This is a genomic window from Clostridium sp. BL-8 (assembly GCF_002006495.1).
GTDB lineage: Bacteria > Bacillota > Clostridia > Clostridiales > Clostridiaceae > Clostridium.
This window is the reverse complement of sequence record NZ_LZZL01000003.1, coordinates 23,329-39,936: the sequence shown is the minus strand read 5'-3', so window position 1 is coordinate 39,936 and position 16,608 is coordinate 23,329. Positions and strand designations below refer to the sequence as shown.

At 29.2% G+C, this 16,608-nt stretch carries 11 protein-coding genes and 2 other annotated features; of the genes, 7 read left to right on the top strand and 4 right to left on the bottom strand.

The window, feature by feature from the left end:
- Positions 1-484 precede the first annotated feature (484 nt).
- Positions 485-723, top strand: a binding site (T-box leader).
- A gap of 60 nt (positions 724-783) precedes the next feature.
- Complete coding sequence (serS, locus tag CLOBL_RS01045; RefSeq protein WP_009171763.1) at positions 784-2,061, top strand: serine--tRNA ligase; 1,278 nt, start codon at positions 784-786, stop codon at positions 2,059-2,061.
- 273 nt (positions 2,062-2,334) lie between these two features.
- Here serS and CLOBL_RS01040 read toward each other — a convergent pair whose 3' ends face one another.
- Both CLOBL_RS01040 and CLOBL_RS01035 read right to left on the bottom strand, forming a co-directional pair.
- Positions 2,335-3,804, bottom strand: a complete 1,470-nt coding sequence (locus tag CLOBL_RS01040; RefSeq protein ID WP_077857297.1) for an MDR family MFS transporter — start codon at positions 3,802-3,804, stop codon at positions 2,335-2,337.
- Between the two features lie 212 nt (positions 3,805-4,016).
- The gene (locus CLOBL_RS01035) at positions 4,017-4,454 is read right to left on the bottom strand and encodes a MarR family transcriptional regulator (RefSeq protein WP_077857296.1); all 438 of its coding nucleotides are present in this window, start codon (positions 4,452-4,454) and stop codon (positions 4,017-4,019) included.
- A gap of 187 nt (positions 4,455-4,641) precedes the next feature.
- Positions 4,642-4,891: a binding site (T-box leader), on the top strand.
- 231 nt (positions 4,892-5,122) lie between these two features.
- Here CLOBL_RS01035 and CLOBL_RS01030 point away from each other — a divergent pair.
- From CLOBL_RS01030 to CLOBL_RS01005, 6 genes are all read left to right on the top strand, one after another.
- On the top strand, positions 5,123-5,578 hold the full coding sequence (locus CLOBL_RS01030) for an 8-oxo-dGTP diphosphatase (protein ID WP_077857295.1): 456 nt from the start codon (positions 5,123-5,125) through the stop codon (positions 5,576-5,578).
- 60 nt (positions 5,579-5,638) lie between these two features.
- Positions 5,639-7,300: a glutamate--tRNA ligase gene (gltX, locus tag CLOBL_RS01025; protein WP_077857294.1), complete on the top strand. Its 1,662-nt coding sequence runs from the start codon at positions 5,639-5,641 to the stop codon at positions 7,298-7,300.
- Positions 7,301-7,679: 379 nt separating this feature from the next.
- Positions 7,680-8,147: a DUF6323 family protein gene (locus CLOBL_RS01020; RefSeq protein WP_077857293.1), complete on the top strand. Its 468-nt coding sequence runs from the start codon at positions 7,680-7,682 to the stop codon at positions 8,145-8,147.
- Between the two features lie 6 nt (positions 8,148-8,153).
- Positions 8,154-9,509 carry a DUF6179 domain-containing protein gene (locus CLOBL_RS01015; RefSeq protein ID WP_077857292.1) on the top strand — a complete coding sequence of 452 codons (1,356 nt, stop codon included), beginning with the start codon at positions 8,154-8,156 and terminating at the stop codon, positions 9,507-9,509.
- A 199-nt stretch (positions 9,510-9,708) separates the two neighbouring features.
- Positions 9,709-10,569 (top strand): pentapeptide repeat-containing protein, encoded by an 861-nt coding sequence (locus CLOBL_RS01010; protein ID WP_077857291.1) that lies wholly within the window; start codon positions 9,709-9,711, stop codon positions 10,567-10,569.
- 591 nt (positions 10,570-11,160) lie between these two features.
- Positions 11,161-13,152 carry a class I tRNA ligase family protein gene (locus tag CLOBL_RS01005; RefSeq protein ID WP_077857290.1) on the top strand — a complete coding sequence of 664 codons (1,992 nt, stop codon included), beginning with the start codon at positions 11,161-11,163 and terminating at the stop codon, positions 13,150-13,152.
- A gap of 151 nt (positions 13,153-13,303) precedes the next feature.
- On the opposite strand, the gene CLOBL_RS01000 is transcribed toward CLOBL_RS01005, so the two are convergent.
- A complete protein-coding gene (locus CLOBL_RS01000) occupies positions 13,304-14,965 on the bottom strand; it encodes a glutamine--tRNA ligase/YqeY domain fusion protein (protein ID WP_077857289.1) in 1,662 nt (553 codons plus the stop codon).
- A gap of 373 nt (positions 14,966-15,338) precedes the next feature.
- Complete coding sequence (locus CLOBL_RS00995; RefSeq protein ID WP_077857288.1) at positions 15,339-16,595, bottom strand: helix-turn-helix transcriptional regulator; 1,257 nt, start codon at positions 16,593-16,595, stop codon at positions 15,339-15,341.
- Between the last annotated feature and the right edge of the window lie 13 nt (positions 16,596-16,608).

Here is a 16,608-nt window from a genome sequence, read left to right as displayed (position 1 = left end):
GTTATAAATTCCAATTAAATATTAATATTTAATAATTTTAGAGAAATTCAGCTTGAATTTCATCATTTACTGTTAATTGTTAAATATAAACTGTCAATTAGAACATATTTAGTATCTATCATATAATAAACTTCCATTCATATTTATGTCAAGATTCAACTGAAGAAGGGCATTTAGTTTAGAAACAGTGAAAATAATAAGCACATCTGTTTTATTTAATGAGTGTGTGAATTTAGCTTTATTTTTCGTTTGAGAGTATTAAAAAATCAATAAATAAAAAAGAATATTTTAAATTGATTTCACGAATAATAATATTAAAAACATTTAAAAATAATATAATTCACATTCCTTAATATTACATTTAAATTGGTTTTAAATTCAAAGATAAGGTTTTACTTGAAAAATAGTATAAATGTATATATAATAATAAAGGATGCAGTATACACATTTATTATTTGTGTGTTATTGATATAAAGAAATATATGAAAAAGCAGTGATGATAAAAGCTACGATTTAAGAATTTCTTCAGAGAGCCGATGGATGGTGAGAATCGGTGAAAGGCTGAATCTTTCCACTTTTGGAGCTGTCAGCGGTAAAGTACATGATTATTTAATTCATGTGTTCAAGCTGAAAGATTAGTAACCTTTATATTACTATTTCGAGTGGTTGATTTTATTATGAATCAGCAATTTGGGTGGCAACGCGGATTATTCCGTCCCAATTTATATATTGGGACGGTTTTTTTATATTATAATTAATAATTATTTAATCAGGAGGAAAAATATGTTAGATATTAAATTTTTAAGAGAGAATCCAGAAATAGTTAAACAAAACATAAAAAATAAGTTTCAAGATAATAAATTAGGTTTAGTAGATGAAGTAATTGATTTAGATGCTGAACTTAGAAAAGTAAAGCAGGAAGTAGAAGCTTTAAGGGCTGATAGAAATAAGTTATCTAAACAAATTGGTGGTTTAATGGCTCAAGGTAAAAAAGAAGAAGCTGAAGAAGTAAAGAAAAAAGTAAGTGCTGATTCAGATAGAATGGCTGAATTAGACATAAAGGAAAAAGAATTAGAAGAAAAAGTTAAGAACATCATGATGGTTATTCCTAACATAATAGATCCAAGTGTTCCTATAGGTAAGGATGATAGTCAAAATGTAGAATTAGAACGTTTTGGAGACCCAGTTGTACCAGATTTTGAAATCCCATATCATACAGAAATTATGGAAAAATTCAATGGCATTGATTTAGACAGTGCAAGAAAGGTTGCAGGTAATGGTTTCTATTACTTAATGGGAGATATTGCAAGACTTCATTCTGCTGTTATCTCTTATGCAAGAGACTTTATGATAGATCGTGGCTTTACATATTGTATTCCACCTTTCATGATTCGTAGCCAAGTTGTAACTGGTGTTATGAGTTTTGCAGAAATGGATGCTATGATGTACAAAATTGAAGGTGAAGATCTATATTTAATAGGAACTAGTGAACACTCTATGATTGGTAAGTTCATAGATACAATATTACCAGAAACATCACTTCCTCATACATTAACAAGCTACTCACCATGCTTTAGAAAAGAAAAAGGAGCTCATGGTATAGAAGAAAGAGGAGTATATAGAATTCACCAATTTGAAAAACAAGAAATGATTGTTGTATGTAAGCCGGAAGAAAGTAAGATGTGGTATGAAAAGTTATGGAAGAATACCGTTGATTTATTCCGTTCTTTAGATATACCAGTAAGAACTTTAGAATGTTGCTCAGGTGATTTAGCAGACTTAAAGGTAAAATCAGTAGACGTAGAAGCTTGGTCTCCTAGACAAAAGAAATACTTTGAAGTTGGAAGTTGCTCTAACTTAGGTGATGCACAAGCTCGTCGTTTAAAGATTCGTGTAGATGGTCCAGATGGAAAATATTTCGCACATACATTAAACAATACAGTGGTAGCTCCACCAAGAATGCTTATAGCATTCTTAGAAAATAACTTAAATGAAGATGGAACTATTAATATTCCAACTGCTCTTCAACCATACATGGGTGGAAAGAAAGTTATTAAATAATAATTAAGTTATTTAATATGCCTAATCAGCTTAATGAAGTGATTGATTAGATAAATTTAATTTAAGAAGTCATAAATACTAAAAAGGTACAATAACATATTTCTAGTATTTAAATCCTTGATAATACTTTGGGTATTGTCGAGGATTTTTTTATATAAGGAAAGTTTAAAACAATAAAAATTCTAAGAAAAAAATCTAAAGCAGCTAAGTGAGAAAATAATACTTAGTTACTTTAGATTTTTTCAAATTATTGAATTGTAATAAATATATTTTTTATTCTTCTATAACTGTTGAATTTTCAATAGGACATTCTTCAGTTCTATTAGGCTTATGTTTTAAGAACAAAGATAATATAACAGCAAAAATAAGAATGCATACCTGAATAATAAATACATGATGTACACCATATACTAAGGACAAAGTTTGAATATTAGGATTATTAATATTGCTTACAGAACTTAAATAATCCTTTTGACTTGCAGACATAATAGCAACAAAAAAAGATGTTCCAAAGGCACCAGCAATTTGCTGTAGTGTATTCATTATAGCTGTACCATGAGGAGCAGATTCAAGTGACAACTGATTTAAACTATTTGTTTGAGTCGGTGTATTAATTAATCCAACAGCTAATAATGAAAGACAATGTAAAGCAATAATTAGTGGAACAGTTATTGTGGCTGATATAGTAAAGGAAAAAACAAAAAATACAATTGCTGAAATCATAAAACCTGGAAGAATTAATACTTTAGGTCCAAACCTATCATATAAATGGCCAGAAACTGGTGATACAATACCATTAATAAATCCACCAGGTAACATTACAAGTCCAGCAACAAAAGCGGATAATCCTAAAGCTCCTTCAAGAAACATTGGCAAAATAAGCATAGTTGCAAAATTAACCATGTGCATGATTATAATAAGTACAGTTCCAATTGTGAACATAGGGTATTTAAATAGACGCATATCTAACATAGGATTGTCCATATGTAATTGACGTAATACAAAGGCGCCTAATGCAACACATCCGACAATTATAGGAATAGTCATTGCAGTAGAAGATCCTCCAATATTATTAACACCGTATATGAATCCTCCAAAACCAATAGTTGATAATAAAACAGAAATTATATCAAGAGATTGATTTTCTAACTCTGTTACATTTTGCATATATATATATCCGGTAATAAATGAAATAAAAGAGAAAGGAATGATGACTAAAAATAACCATCTCCAATTAAGGAGTTGCAGAACTAATCCAGAAAGAGTAGGACCAATAGCTGGTGCACAAAACATTACAAGATTAAATATACCTAGTATTTTACCACGACTTCTTATAGGATAAATTATTAATAAAGTATTTATTATATTAGGTATTAATATACCAGTTCCTATAGCTTGAATTAATCTCCCTATTAATAAGATTGAGAAAATAGGGGAAATACCTGATATGATTGTCCCAAGTAGAAATATAGCTATAGAAGTTAGGAATAATTGTCTTGTTGTGAACCTTTTAGTAAGAAAGGCAGAAAGGGGGATTGAAATACCCATAATAAGCATATAACCTGTGCTTAGCCACTGAACTGTATTTGCGGATATGCTAAATTGTTCCATTAAAGTTTTTAAAGCCATATTTAATACTGTTTCATTTAGCATGCAAAAAAATCCAGCAGATATTAATGCAATAGTAATTGGTATGATTTTTAATTGTTTACTTTGATTATTTTTTTCTAATATTTGTTTCATTTACAACCTCCGTGATATTTTAAAAAAATATAATATGACAATAATTAATACAATAATAGTTGCTATACTAATAATATATCTACGAAGTATTGTTGTCAAATATTTTATGTTGACATATGTAAGCTAAATTTATTTGTAGGCAAAAAAAGTGGCTAACACTTTGGTTAACCGCTTTTTATATGTATAAAATAATTATAAACTTTTTAGTGATTCTATTTTTGCAAATTGGTAATATTATTGTTTATTTTAAGAAGCACATCTGTATAAACATTTAGTTCTTTTTCAGAGATATTGGTCAAAATTTTTGCAAATATTTCTTCTATATAAGGGGTGAGTTTTTCCGTTAATGCAAATCCTTTATCTGTTATATGAATAGAAAATGAACGCCTATCATCTTTACTAGAATGCCTTTCAACAAGTGATTTCCTTTCTAAAATATCAAGCATTCTTGTTAAGGTTGGTTGATCTTTATTTACTAATTGTGCTAGAATTTTTTGATTTATTTTATTTTGCTTAGAAAGTTTAAGTAATACTTGCCATTGTTCAGCAGTTATATCAAAAGAAGATAACTGTGAATTTAAGAAGTAAACCATTTTTTTATTAACCAAGTTTGTTAAAGTGCCAACATCTTTATCATAAGACTCAAACATATAATTTCCTCCCGATATTTGTCACGATGATCATTAGTATAACAAGTAAAATGGTTTTTTTCAAGTATTAACTATAAGAGAAGAATTTATGAGTAAAATATATAATTTAGAATAATTCTCTTTACATTAACATTTTCAAAATGTATAATTGATTTGTATTTTGTAAATAATAGAATCTAATATATAATTAAGTGTGTTGAAAAAGAAGAGTAAATAGTATTTTAATTTTAAGAGATCCAGGAGGGGTGGAAGCCTGGAATTTAAAACTATTGAAGGAAGCTTTAGAGCAATAAATAGAAAGCGTAAGGAATATTTTGAATATTTCTATGATGTAGTATATTTATGGGGTTATTCCCTTAAAGATAATTAAGTGGATTAAATTAATTAATTTAATCAATTTAGGTGGTAACGCGGAAGATATGCCTTTCGTCCTAGAAGTTTTTAGGATGAGAGGTTTTTTTATATTAAAAATTAAAAAATATATATAAGGTTGTCTTATCATCAGCACTGCTTGACGATTTTTTTTGAATGGGTTGGAATTTTAAAAAAATATCAGCTTCAGTTGAGAGAGAAAACAGCAGGTATTGAAAGTGTAATGCATTTATAAGTTTAAGATAAATAATTGTAATTAAATATTATTTTAAATTTTTGGAGGTGAAATTATAATAGTGGCAAAAGTAGAATTAACCAACATGTGCATGGTTTATGATAAAGTAAATAATAAAGTTTTAGTCCAAGATAGAATTAAATCTTGGAAAGGAATTTCATTTCCAGGAGGTCATGTAGAAGATGGAGAAAGTTTAATAGAGTCAACTATAAGAGAAATCAAAGAAGAAACAGGGTTAACAATATCAAATTTAGAGCCATGTGGAATTATATATTGGATTAATGATGAAACTGGTGATAAATATTTTGTATTTAATTATAGAACAGATGTATTTTGTGGTGAATTGTTAGAAAAAACTGATGAGGGTAATGTATTTTGGGTAGATAAGGATGATTTGTCAAACCTTAATTTGTCAGATGGTCTTAAAGAGAGGCTGCCTATGTTTTTAGAGAAAAAGTATTCAGAAGGATTTGGAACTTGGAATGAACGTCGGGCAAGTCAATTAAAATTTATATAAATCGCCATAACAAGGGGCATATAATACCTTGTAAGGAAGAAGAATAAGGAGAGATAAATAATGAGTTTTGAAAAATTAGCAGATATGATATTTGGAAATGTTAAAAATACACCTGAATATTATATTCAAAAATATCCAAAGAGAAATCTAAAAGTTGGGGCAAGAGTCACAAGATATGCGCCAAGTCCAACTGGATTTCAACATATAGGTGGAGTATTTTCAGCATTAATAAATGAAAGATTAGCAAGTCAAACTGAAGGTGTCTTTTATTTAAGAATAGAGGATACTGACCAAAAGAGAGAAGTTGAAGGTGCAATAGAAGATACTATAGTAACTATGCATAATTTTGGTTTAGATTTTAGTGAAGGTATGACAGGTCAGGACACTTTTAAAGGTAATTATGGTCCATATAAACAAAGTGAAAGAGCTGATATATATAATACTTTTGCAAAAGATTTACTTATAAAAGGGTTAGCATATCCAGATTTCTGCACTCCAGAAGAATTAGCGCAGCTTAGAGAAAGACAAATGGCTAATAAAATAACTCCAGGATACTATGGAGAATATGCTAAATTTAGAAACATAACAGAAGAAGAAGCGATAAAGAGAATTGAGAATGGAGAAAAATATATTATAAGATTAAAGTCTCCTGGAAATCCTGAAAAGAGAGTTGAATTCCATGATTTAATCAAAGGTGATATATCATTCCCAGAAAATAATCAAGATGTAGTGCTTATAAAAGGTGATGGACTTCCAACATACCACTTTGCTCATGCAATAGATGATTATTTAATGAGAACTACAGATGTAATAAGAGGAGAAGAATGGTTATCATCACTTCCAATACATGTTCAATTATTTGAAGTTTTAGGTTTTGAAGCTCCAAGATATGCTCATATTCCAGTAATAATGAAGCAGGATGGTGGATCAAAGAGAAAGCTTTCAAAGAGAAAAGATGCAGAAGCTGCTGTTTCTTATTATAAGGAAGTTGGATTCCCAGTAGTATCAGTAGTAGAATACTTACTTAATATAGTTAATTCTACTTTTGAAGAATGGAGAGCTGAAAATCCTAAAGCAGATTATCATGAATTTGAAATCCATTTAGAAAAGATGGGCAAGAGCGGAGCATTATTTGATTTAGTTAAATTAAATGATGTATCTAAAGAATGCATAGCAGTAATGAAAGCGGACTATGTTTATGATAACTATATAACTTGGGCTAAAGAATTTGATGCAGAAATGTACAAATTAGTTTCAGAAAATGAAGTGATGGCAAAAGAAATCTTTAATATAGATAAAGAAGGTCCAAAGCCAAGAAAAGATTTTGCTAAATGGGATGAAGTAAAGGATAAGATTTTCTACTTCTTTGATGAACTATTCTATAAGGAATCAGTAGAACAAATAGAACTTCCAAAGGGAGTTACATTAGAAGCAGCAAAAGAAGTTGTAGCTACTTATAAAAATGAATTTAAATTTAATGTGGAAAGCCAAGAAGCTTGGTTTGATGACTTAAAGGAAATAGGAATTAGACTTGGATACTGTGCAAATAGAAAAGAATTCAAAGCAAATCCAGATCAATATAAGGGTATGATTTCAGATGTTGCGGGAGCTGTCAGAGCCGCTTTGACTCATAGAACTAATTCGCCTGATATTTATACTATAATGCAAATCATAGGTGAAGAAAATACTAGAGAAAGATTCGATAAGTTTTTAGCCCTATAACAAGTTAAATAAAGAAATAAAGTAAGGTGTTCTTTTAGATGCCTTACTTTATTTTTATGTTTCTTTATTTCATATGATTAATATTAGGCTTAAAATTCTTATGATATATATGTAGCAATAATAAAATTACATTTGGAAGGGGGATAGGTTAAGTAGATATCTAGATGTAAAATGTATAAAATTAATTGCAACATATATATTTCTTATAAAAAAATAGGATTTATAACGCAAAAAAAGAGCGTTCAAAATTGAAAACCCTCAATAAAACGCATTGACAATAAAATATGCCAATGATATAATATACAATTATGGCTATATAATATTAATATAACATATTTTAATCTCTGTGTCAATAGTTTTTTGAAAGGAAGTTTTTAAATTGGATGAAATTATTAATTTGTTTCAAGAAGGCTCACTAGATAAGCAGGTATTTAATGATATACTCAAGTGCAATGAATTAACTCATGAATATGGGTTAAGGCTTAATGAGGACGATATAAAAGAAATAATTAATACAAGAAATTTAGCACTTGAGAAAAGCGGCAGAATAGAGTTTGACGGCCAAATTATAGATAAAATTATAATGGCCTTTTGCAACTCTCCATATATTTCACAATATAATTATAGTGATACTATAAATGAACTGGTAGAAATTTTTTATAACTATAAGAATGAAACCTTAGATTATATAGGTGATGATGAATTAATAGAAATTATGAAAGAATACTTTGATAATTATTGTCAGGGATCTTTAGAAATTTTAGAAGGTAAAGTATTATATAAAATTGCAGATAATATTAGAAATGGTGTTAAAGATTATACAAACCTAGATAGTGAAAAGGACTGATAAATTATGGGGAACAGTAAGAGTATCGAAAGATATAATTTTTCTATAGAAAACAATCTTGATGCAGAATGTTTTTTTAAAAGCATTTTAGTAATTTGTCATGAAAGAAAACTTTTAGATGATGAGATTTTAACGAAAATATCTTATGAGAGATTAGAAACTTTAAAAATTCAGCTAAAATACTATACAAAAGATGAGAGCAGTTCAGTTATGGTTGAGACAGCAGAAAAACTGATGCAGGGCATTGATTATACTATAGGAATGTATTTAAAACCTTTCGATAATATAGAATTAATAATAGAGGAATTAAAAAAAACGAGTTTATTTGATATGTTAAAAAGAGGGCACGATTTAATAAAAGAAAAAGTGGCGTATAGTGAAAAACTATTGGAGAAGATTCAGAAAAATAAGCTTGATGTTGATAATTATTCATATAACGATACTATTGATTATGGAATCTCGATATTTTTTAAAGAATATAATGATTTCTTTGAACCTCATGAAGTTTCGGGTTCGGTAGATTATCAGCTTTGCATGGATAATATGAATTATAAAGGTATTGAATATACAAGTAATTATCTAGAGACACTAGATTTAGAAAATGAGTTTTGTTATAACTTTGATATTGTTGAAATTAATAAATTATTGAAAGGTTATGATAAAAAGAGCGAATTACTTCTTATAAACATCTTTGAACTAGTATTAATTAATTCACTTGGCTTAATTGCTTGCGGTAAAACCCTTAATAGTCTTAATATTAGCAATATGGATAGAGAATATATAAAAAGAATGTTAGGAAAATTATCTTTAAATGAATTACAGGAAGCCTTAATAAAATATAGTTATAGCTGCTGTGAAATTTTAAATATAGAAAATGATGCATTAATAAGTTACATTAGAAAGGCAGTAGTCAAAATAACTCCAGCAATATATGACAGCTTTAAGTTGAACAAATTAGAAACAGTATTTATTTCAACTGATAAAAATAAAAATGACGAAGTGATTAGATATATTGATGGTAAACAATTAAGCAACTATGCATTTAGGAAATTAAGTGAAAAAATTAGAGATAGTTCTTCAACTCAAGATAAAGTTTTGCTTATAAAAAATAATATTAAAAGCCTTGGAGATTTAATAGATATGCTAAATGCTGAATGCTTATTTGAAAGTGAATTTGTTACGTACTTTAAAAGTTTATCTAAATTAGAAATCATTCTTTTAGCAAGGCATATATCAGATTCAAGCATGGACAATGAATATGACAAGGAATGGTATTTGGAGTTTAAAAAGTATATTTCAAGTTTAACTGAAGATGAGCAAATGAGGATAGACGAACTTAAAGAGAAAATAGAATTAATATAAAATTTGGTGAATGAGCTTGCTATAGTATAGTAAGCTCTAAAAAATATTTAAGAATACCTTATTAAATATGCATTGTTATTGAAAGTACTATGGCAATTTCGATACGATTTCTGTACAATATAAAATAGGAAATTATATACATACATAAAGTTACATATTAACAAGTATTATGTGTCTTAAGAATACGGGGTGAGTAAAAATGACACACAAAAGTGAAGTTATATTTAATAAGGAACTATATGATGGTTTGAAAATTGATTGTGAAAAATGTTTTGGATTTTGTTGCATTGCATTATATTTTTCTGCTTCTGAAGGTTTTCCAGCTGACAAAGATGCTGGTAAACCATGCTTAAACTTACAATCAGATTTCTCTTGCGCCATTCACAAAAATCTTAGAAAGAAGGGGCTTAAAGGCTGCACGTCTTATGATTGTTTCGGAGCAGGGCAAAAAGTTGCTCAAGGTACATATAGAGGACATAATTGGAAACAAACTCCAGAAGCAGCAAAAGAAATGTTCGAAGTGTTTTTGATCATGCGACAGCTTCATGAAATGCTATGGTATTTATCTGAAGCATTTAGGATACAATCTAACGATAGTATTCAAAATAAGCTTAAGGATTTGATAGATGAGGTAGGAAATATCACTAATCATAATCCTGATTCACTTATGAAATTGGATATAGAAGCATATCGTGATAGAGTTAATTTATTACTTCATCAGACAAGTGAAACTGTACGAACTAAGGCACTTAATGGACAAAGAAGCACTTTAAAACGTAAAAAGATTGCAGGCAGATTAGATTGTTTTGGTGCAGACCTTAGAAAGAGTAATCTTAGGGGAGCAGATTTAAGAGGAGCATTTCTAATTGCAGCAGATCTAAGAGGAAATGATCTTAGTGGAGCAGATTTTATTGGAGCTGACATGAGGGATGCAGATCTTAGAGGAACTAATCTAGAAGAAAGTATATTTCTTACACAAGGTCAAATCAATACAGCTAAAGGAGACTCAAATACAAAGCTTCCGCCAGCTTTAATGATCCCAACATATTGGGAAAAATAATTCCCCCCTTGACAAGATCTGTTTTATTTAATATACTTTTACAAAATAAAGGCAATGAAGAGAAGAGTAGTTATTATAAAAGCTTAGGTACAATCAAAAAATTATAAGTTAGTATTACTTGATTATTATTTTAAATGTACCTTACAGAGAAGTTCCTTGTGCTGAAATGGAACAGTGGAAATTTTAACGAAACAAGCCTCGGAGCCGCATACGGATCTTAATTTAGATAACATGTTTAAGTAGAATGCAGTTTTGAATAAAGTATTTATACTTTGTTCAAAGTTATATGTATGAATTTTTACATTCACTGGGAGCTGTAAATTGGAAACTGTGAACTGAATTAAGTGATACTATGACGTTTGTTCACGTTACAGAACTAGAGTATAAATTTGTACTCGAGAAGGTTAGTATGGCGACATACTAATGAAATAGGGTGGTACCGCGGAATAATTCGCCCCTACAGATTAATAATTTTGTAGGAGGTGTTTTTTTATACCATTTTTTACAATGCAAATTAAAAATATGAGATTTTTAATAGTTCAGGGCTTATGCATAATTAAGAAGGATTAACTTAAAGGAGTGTACTTTATTATGGAAGAAAGAAAAGTAAAACGACCTGTATTCCCTAAAAGAGCTGTAATAACTGCTGGTATGCCTTATGGAAATAAAGAATTACATTTTGGTCACGTGGGTGGTGTGTTTGTTCATGCTGATGCCTTTGCAAGATTTTTAAGAGATAGGATAGGAAGGGAAAATGTTATATTTATATCAGGAACAGATTGTTATGGTTCACCTATTTCAGCCAGCTATTTAAAAATTGTTGAGGATAAAAAATATGGAGGAACTATAGAAGATTATGTTCGAGAAAATCACGAAAAGCAAAAGAAAGTATTAGATGAATACAAAATGAGTTTAAATTTATATGGTGCTTCAGCTTTGGATAGAGCAGGTGAAATACACAAGGAAGTATCAAAAGAAATATTTAATAAATTATATGAAGGCGGGCATTTAGTTAAGCTTTCATCTCCACAGTTTTATGATCCAGATTTTAAAGTGCTGTTAAATGGCAGGCAAGTAATAGGAAAATGTCCAATAGAAGGCTGTAATTCAGATAAGGCCTATGCAGATGAATGTGCTTTAGGTCATCAATATATGCCAAATGAATTAATTGAACCAAAGAGCATTTTATCAGGTAAGACACCAGAATTAAGAGCTGTAACAAACTGGTACTTTGAATTGGATAAATATAATGAGCTTTTAAAAAAGGAAGTGGAATATTTAAAAGCAAATTCCAATTGGCGTAAATATTTATTAAACACCATGGAAGAATTTCTGAAACTTCCAATTATATATGTAAAACGCAAACAGCTGGAAGGTATCACAAAATTAGAAGAAAAATTGCCAAAGCACCAAATTATTGATGAATCAAAGAAACCATCAATCACCTTCATATTTGAAAATTTAAGTGATAGAGATAAGGCAAGAGAAATATTTGATGAGCTTGGAATTCGTTTTAGAACAGGCAAGACCTTAGTGCCATTTAGGTTATCAGGGAATGTTGAATGGGGAATTGAGGTGCCTGAAAAGGAAGAACTAAAAGATTTAACCTTTTGGGTTTGGCCAGAATCTCTTTGGGCACCAATATCATTTACTAAAACATATCTTGAATCCACTGGAAGAGATAAAGAGGAATGGAAAACATGGTGGAATTCAAAGGATTCAAAGGTGTATCAATTTATTGGTGAAGACAATATTTATTTCTATGGAGTTGCAGAAATGGCAATGTTTATGGCCTTACTAGGCATAAATAGTGATGATAAAGGTGACTTTGAAAATATTAATCTTCCTCACTTAATTGCTAATAACCATTTATTATTTATGGATAAAAAAGCAAGCAGCAGTGGCAGTATTAAACCGCCTATGGCAGGGGAACTGCTTAAGTACTATACAGCAGAACAATTGAGGATGCATTTCTTAGGACTGGGTTTATCAAAGAAAAGTGCAAGCTTCACACCACAAGTATTTATGTCCGAAGAAGAAAAGCAAGGTCCTGATACGGTGTTAAAAGATGGTAATCTTCTTACTAATGTATTTAATAGACTTGTTCGCTCTTGTTTTTACACAGCACAAAAATACTTTGAGGGGAAAATACCAGTAGGAGAAATTAGCGACGAAATTATAGAAGAATCCAATGAAGCTATTTTAACTTATGAAAAGAATATGTATAACCACGAATTTCACAGTGTTATTTATGTTTTAGACAGCTATATCCGCAAAATGAGTAAATATTGGGCAGGTAACATGAAGAGTGCAGAAGCAAATAATGATAATGAGCTTCGTAAACAAATATTAATAGATTCATTTCATGCTGTAAGAACTGGAATTACTTTAATTCATCCGATTGCTCCAGAAGGCTCGGAAAAGGTGAGAGAATATTTAAATATAAATGAACAAATTTGGGATTGGGAATATATCTTTAAACCAATTTATGAATTTATAAAGAATCAAGAAGTGCATAAAATAAAATATTTAGAACCACGTGTTGATTTCTTTGAAAAGCATGAAAGCCAAATTTCAAGTTAGTATATGATTTCTAGCATAGATATACACAAAGTTTAATTTAAATTATATATAATTTAAATTCGTGTCTGGAAAGTTTCACAGAAAAATAAATTAAGCCTCTCTGCAGAAGCAGAAGAGGCTTAATTTATTATTTTAACTTATAACATAAGTTTTAGCTTAATTTAAATGATGATTTTAAAGGTACAATTCTGTTAAATACTAATTTATCAGTTGTAGTATGCTTTGTATCCACACAGAAGAAGCCGTTTCTAACCATTTGGAACTTGTCTTGAGGTTTTGCATCTTTAAATGCAGTTGGCTCAATGAAACCTTGTAATATTTCCATTGAATTTGGATTAATTTGGTCTAAGAAATCTTTTCCTTCATTTTCTTCAATATCATCTAATATTAATGGTTCATATAATCTGAATTCAGCAGGAAGACAAGTTTTTGCATCTACCCAGTGGATAGTTCCTTTTACTTTTCTGCCAGTGAAACCTGAACCACTCTTAGTTTCTGGATCGTAAGTACAGTGAACTTCTATAACTTCACCATTTTCATCCTTGATTATATCAGTACACTTTACAAAATATGCTCCCTTTAATCTAACTTCGTTACCAGGGAATAATCTAAAGTATTTCTTAGGTGGAATTTCCATAAAGTCTTCTTTTTCAATATATAATTCTCTAGAGAATGGAACTAACCTTGTTCCTTGTGTTTCATCCTTAGCATTGTTTTCTATTTCAAGCATTTCTGTTTCATTTTCAGGATAATTAGTAATTACAAGCTTTAATGGATTTAATACACCCATAGTCAGTGGTGCTTTAAGCTGTAAATCTTCTCTTATAAAGTAATCTAACATTTGAGAATCAACAACAGAATTAGCTTTAGCAACTCCAATAGCTGTGCAGAAATTTCTTAATGCTTCAGGAGTACAGCCTTTTCTTCTAAGTCCAGAGATAGTAGGCATTCTAGGGTCATCCCATCCGTCAACAATTTTTTCATCAACTAATTGTTTAAGCTTTCTCTTACTCATAACAGTATTAGTCATGTTAAGTCTTGCAAATTCTATTTGTCTTGGAGCAGCATCCATTTCGCATTCACGTACAACCCAGTCATATAATGGTCTGTGATCTTCAAATTCTAAAGTACAGATAGAATGAGTTACATGCTCAATTGCATCTTCTAATGGATGAGCAAAATCATACATTGGATAAATGCACCACTTATCACCAGTGTTGTGATGAGCAGAATGAGATATTCTATAAATAATAGGATCTCTCATATTTATATTTGGTGAAGCCATATCTATTTTTGCTCTAAGAACTTTTTCACCATCAGCAAATTCACCTTTTTTCATTTTTTCAAATAAATCTAAATTTTCTTCTACAGATCTATTTCTATAAGGGCTTTCTTTACCTGGCTGAGTTAAAGTTCCTCTATATTCCTTAGCTTCTTCAGGTGATAAATCACAAACGTAAGCTTTACCTTTCTTTATTAATAATATTGCTCTATTATACATTTCATCAAAATAATTAGATGCATAGAAAAGTTCATTCCAGTTTCCACCAAGCCATTTAACATCCTCTTTAATTGATTCAACATATTCTGTATCTTCTTTAACAGGATTTGTATCATCAAATCTTAAATGAGTTTTTCCTTTAAATTCTTCTGCTAAACCAAAATTTAAAAGTATAGATTTGGCATGACCTATATGTAAGTAGCCATTAGGTTCTGGTGGGAAACGAGTAATTATTTCTTTATGTTTTCCGCTTTCTAGATCTTCTACAATGATATTTCTTATAAAGTTAGAAGAATTGATTTCATTTGACATAATTTAACCTCTTTCATAAGTGTATTTAGACATAAAAAGAAAATAACAAGTCAAAGATGTTAGGTATATTTTGAGTCAGATAATTAAGTGGTTTTATTATACTTATATCCATTAAATCAACATGCTAACAAAGTAGACCCTAAAAAAGATCAGCATGCTGACTTGTTATTTTTTAATATGCTTCAAATTAAGAAAAATATATTTTTAAGATAATATATTTTGCAATAACAATTCTACATTTTAAGAAAACCTGTAAGGATTTCAATTAAAATTGTACTTTGTTAATTGTAACATATATATCTAAATTATATTGTAATTTTTACTACTAATAATTTTAATCCAATATAAAGAAAAAATAAAGATAAAATTAAAGTTAATGTATATGTTCATTCATAAGCTCTTTATAAAATTTATTAGCTTCCTTATATTTTCTTTTACTTTCAAGATATTCAATCAATTTTAACTTAATATCTTTACAAATATCCTTTTTCTTTATATTTTCGAAATAGGGTAAAATTTTATTTTTTACTTCTTCATAAAAAAAGTCTTCTTTAAATCGATATACTGCTAAATACAGAAAGTATATTGAATCATAGTATTTGGAAGTTTTATATTCTTCAGATAGATATTTATCAAAAATCACTTTACATTCATCTAATTTATTTAATTTTATACAAGCTGAAATATAGTTATATACGCAGGCTAGATTTTCATAATTACATTCCATTGCTAATTTGCTCCATTTAATAGATCTCTTATAATCACCTTTGATTAAATAAAGATCAGATAAGTTATTATAAAGATGCCAAAACAATTTTACCATATCAAAATGTTTTGCAGACATTAATCCAGCATTAAAGTGTTTTTCTGAACTTTCATACATTTTTAAATAAGAAAAACATACACCAAGATAATTATGACACCATACTGCATTGAGATATCGCCCGCTTTTCTCATAACTATCTAAAGCTTTCTCAAGGTAGTAGGTTCCTCTGCCCATATTGTCATTAAAACAAAAGGCTCGGCCTAAACAAAAATTAATCCAAGAGGTATCCTTAAAATTTAATGCTCTCATTTGTCTTTCAATACCTTGCTCATTTTCATGAGCCCTGTATAATAAATCACCAGATATAAGGAGATATAAGTATTTAAGCTCATCACTTAAAGAAGTATATATTTTATCTAACAGAATCAAGTCATTTTTTACATAGTTGTAATCTATCATCTCTACAAAGGTTTTGTACATAAGATCATATATTTTAAATTCAATACTGTAGGGAGAGTGATTTATAAGAGATTCTATTTTTAAGAGATCATTGTAAATTGTCTTTGCACTTTCAAAGTTGTAGCTTTCAATGTCATTCATCATTGTATTGAGTTTTTGTCTAACACGGCCTATATCAACAAATTTGTCAAAATTATCAATGTTAAGCTTCTTTAATAAGGCATTTATTACATCTGTTCTTAAATGTTTTTTACCATTTTCAAAATAACTCAGATGGCTTATAGAGCATATACCATGAGCTAAGGCTTCCTGACTAAAGTTATTTTTTATTCTTGTATATTTAATCCAGGCAGACAAAAAATCATATTCTAACTCATTGCCTAGTATTACTAATGTAGATTCCATAAAAAAATCCTCC

Coding starts and splice junctions, on each gene's coding strand:
- gltX (WP_077857294.1), top strand. CDS start 5,639: ATGAGTTTTGAAAAATTAGCAGATATGATATTTGGAAATGTTAAAAAT.
- CLOBL_RS01040 (WP_077857297.1), bottom strand. CDS start 3,804: ATGAAACAAATATTAGAAAAAAATAATCAAAGTAAACAATTAAAAATC.
- CLOBL_RS01010 (WP_077857291.1), top strand. CDS start 9,709: ATGACACACAAAAGTGAAGTTATATTTAATAAGGAACTATATGATGGT.
- CLOBL_RS01015 (WP_077857292.1), top strand. CDS start 8,154: ATGGGGAACAGTAAGAGTATCGAAAGATATAATTTTTCTATAGAAAAC.
- CLOBL_RS00995 (WP_077857288.1), bottom strand. CDS start 16,595: ATGGAATCTACATTAGTAATACTAGGCAATGAGTTAGAATATGATTTT.
- serS (WP_009171763.1), top strand. CDS start 784: ATGTTAGATATTAAATTTTTAAGAGAGAATCCAGAAATAGTTAAACAA.
- CLOBL_RS01005 (WP_077857290.1), top strand. CDS start 11,161: ATGGAAGAAAGAAAAGTAAAACGACCTGTATTCCCTAAAAGAGCTGTA.
- CLOBL_RS01035 (WP_077857296.1), bottom strand. CDS start 4,454: ATGTTTGAGTCTTATGATAAAGATGTTGGCACTTTAACAAACTTGGTT.
- CLOBL_RS01000 (WP_077857289.1), bottom strand. CDS start 14,965: ATGTCAAATGAAATCAATTCTTCTAACTTTATAAGAAATATCATTGTA.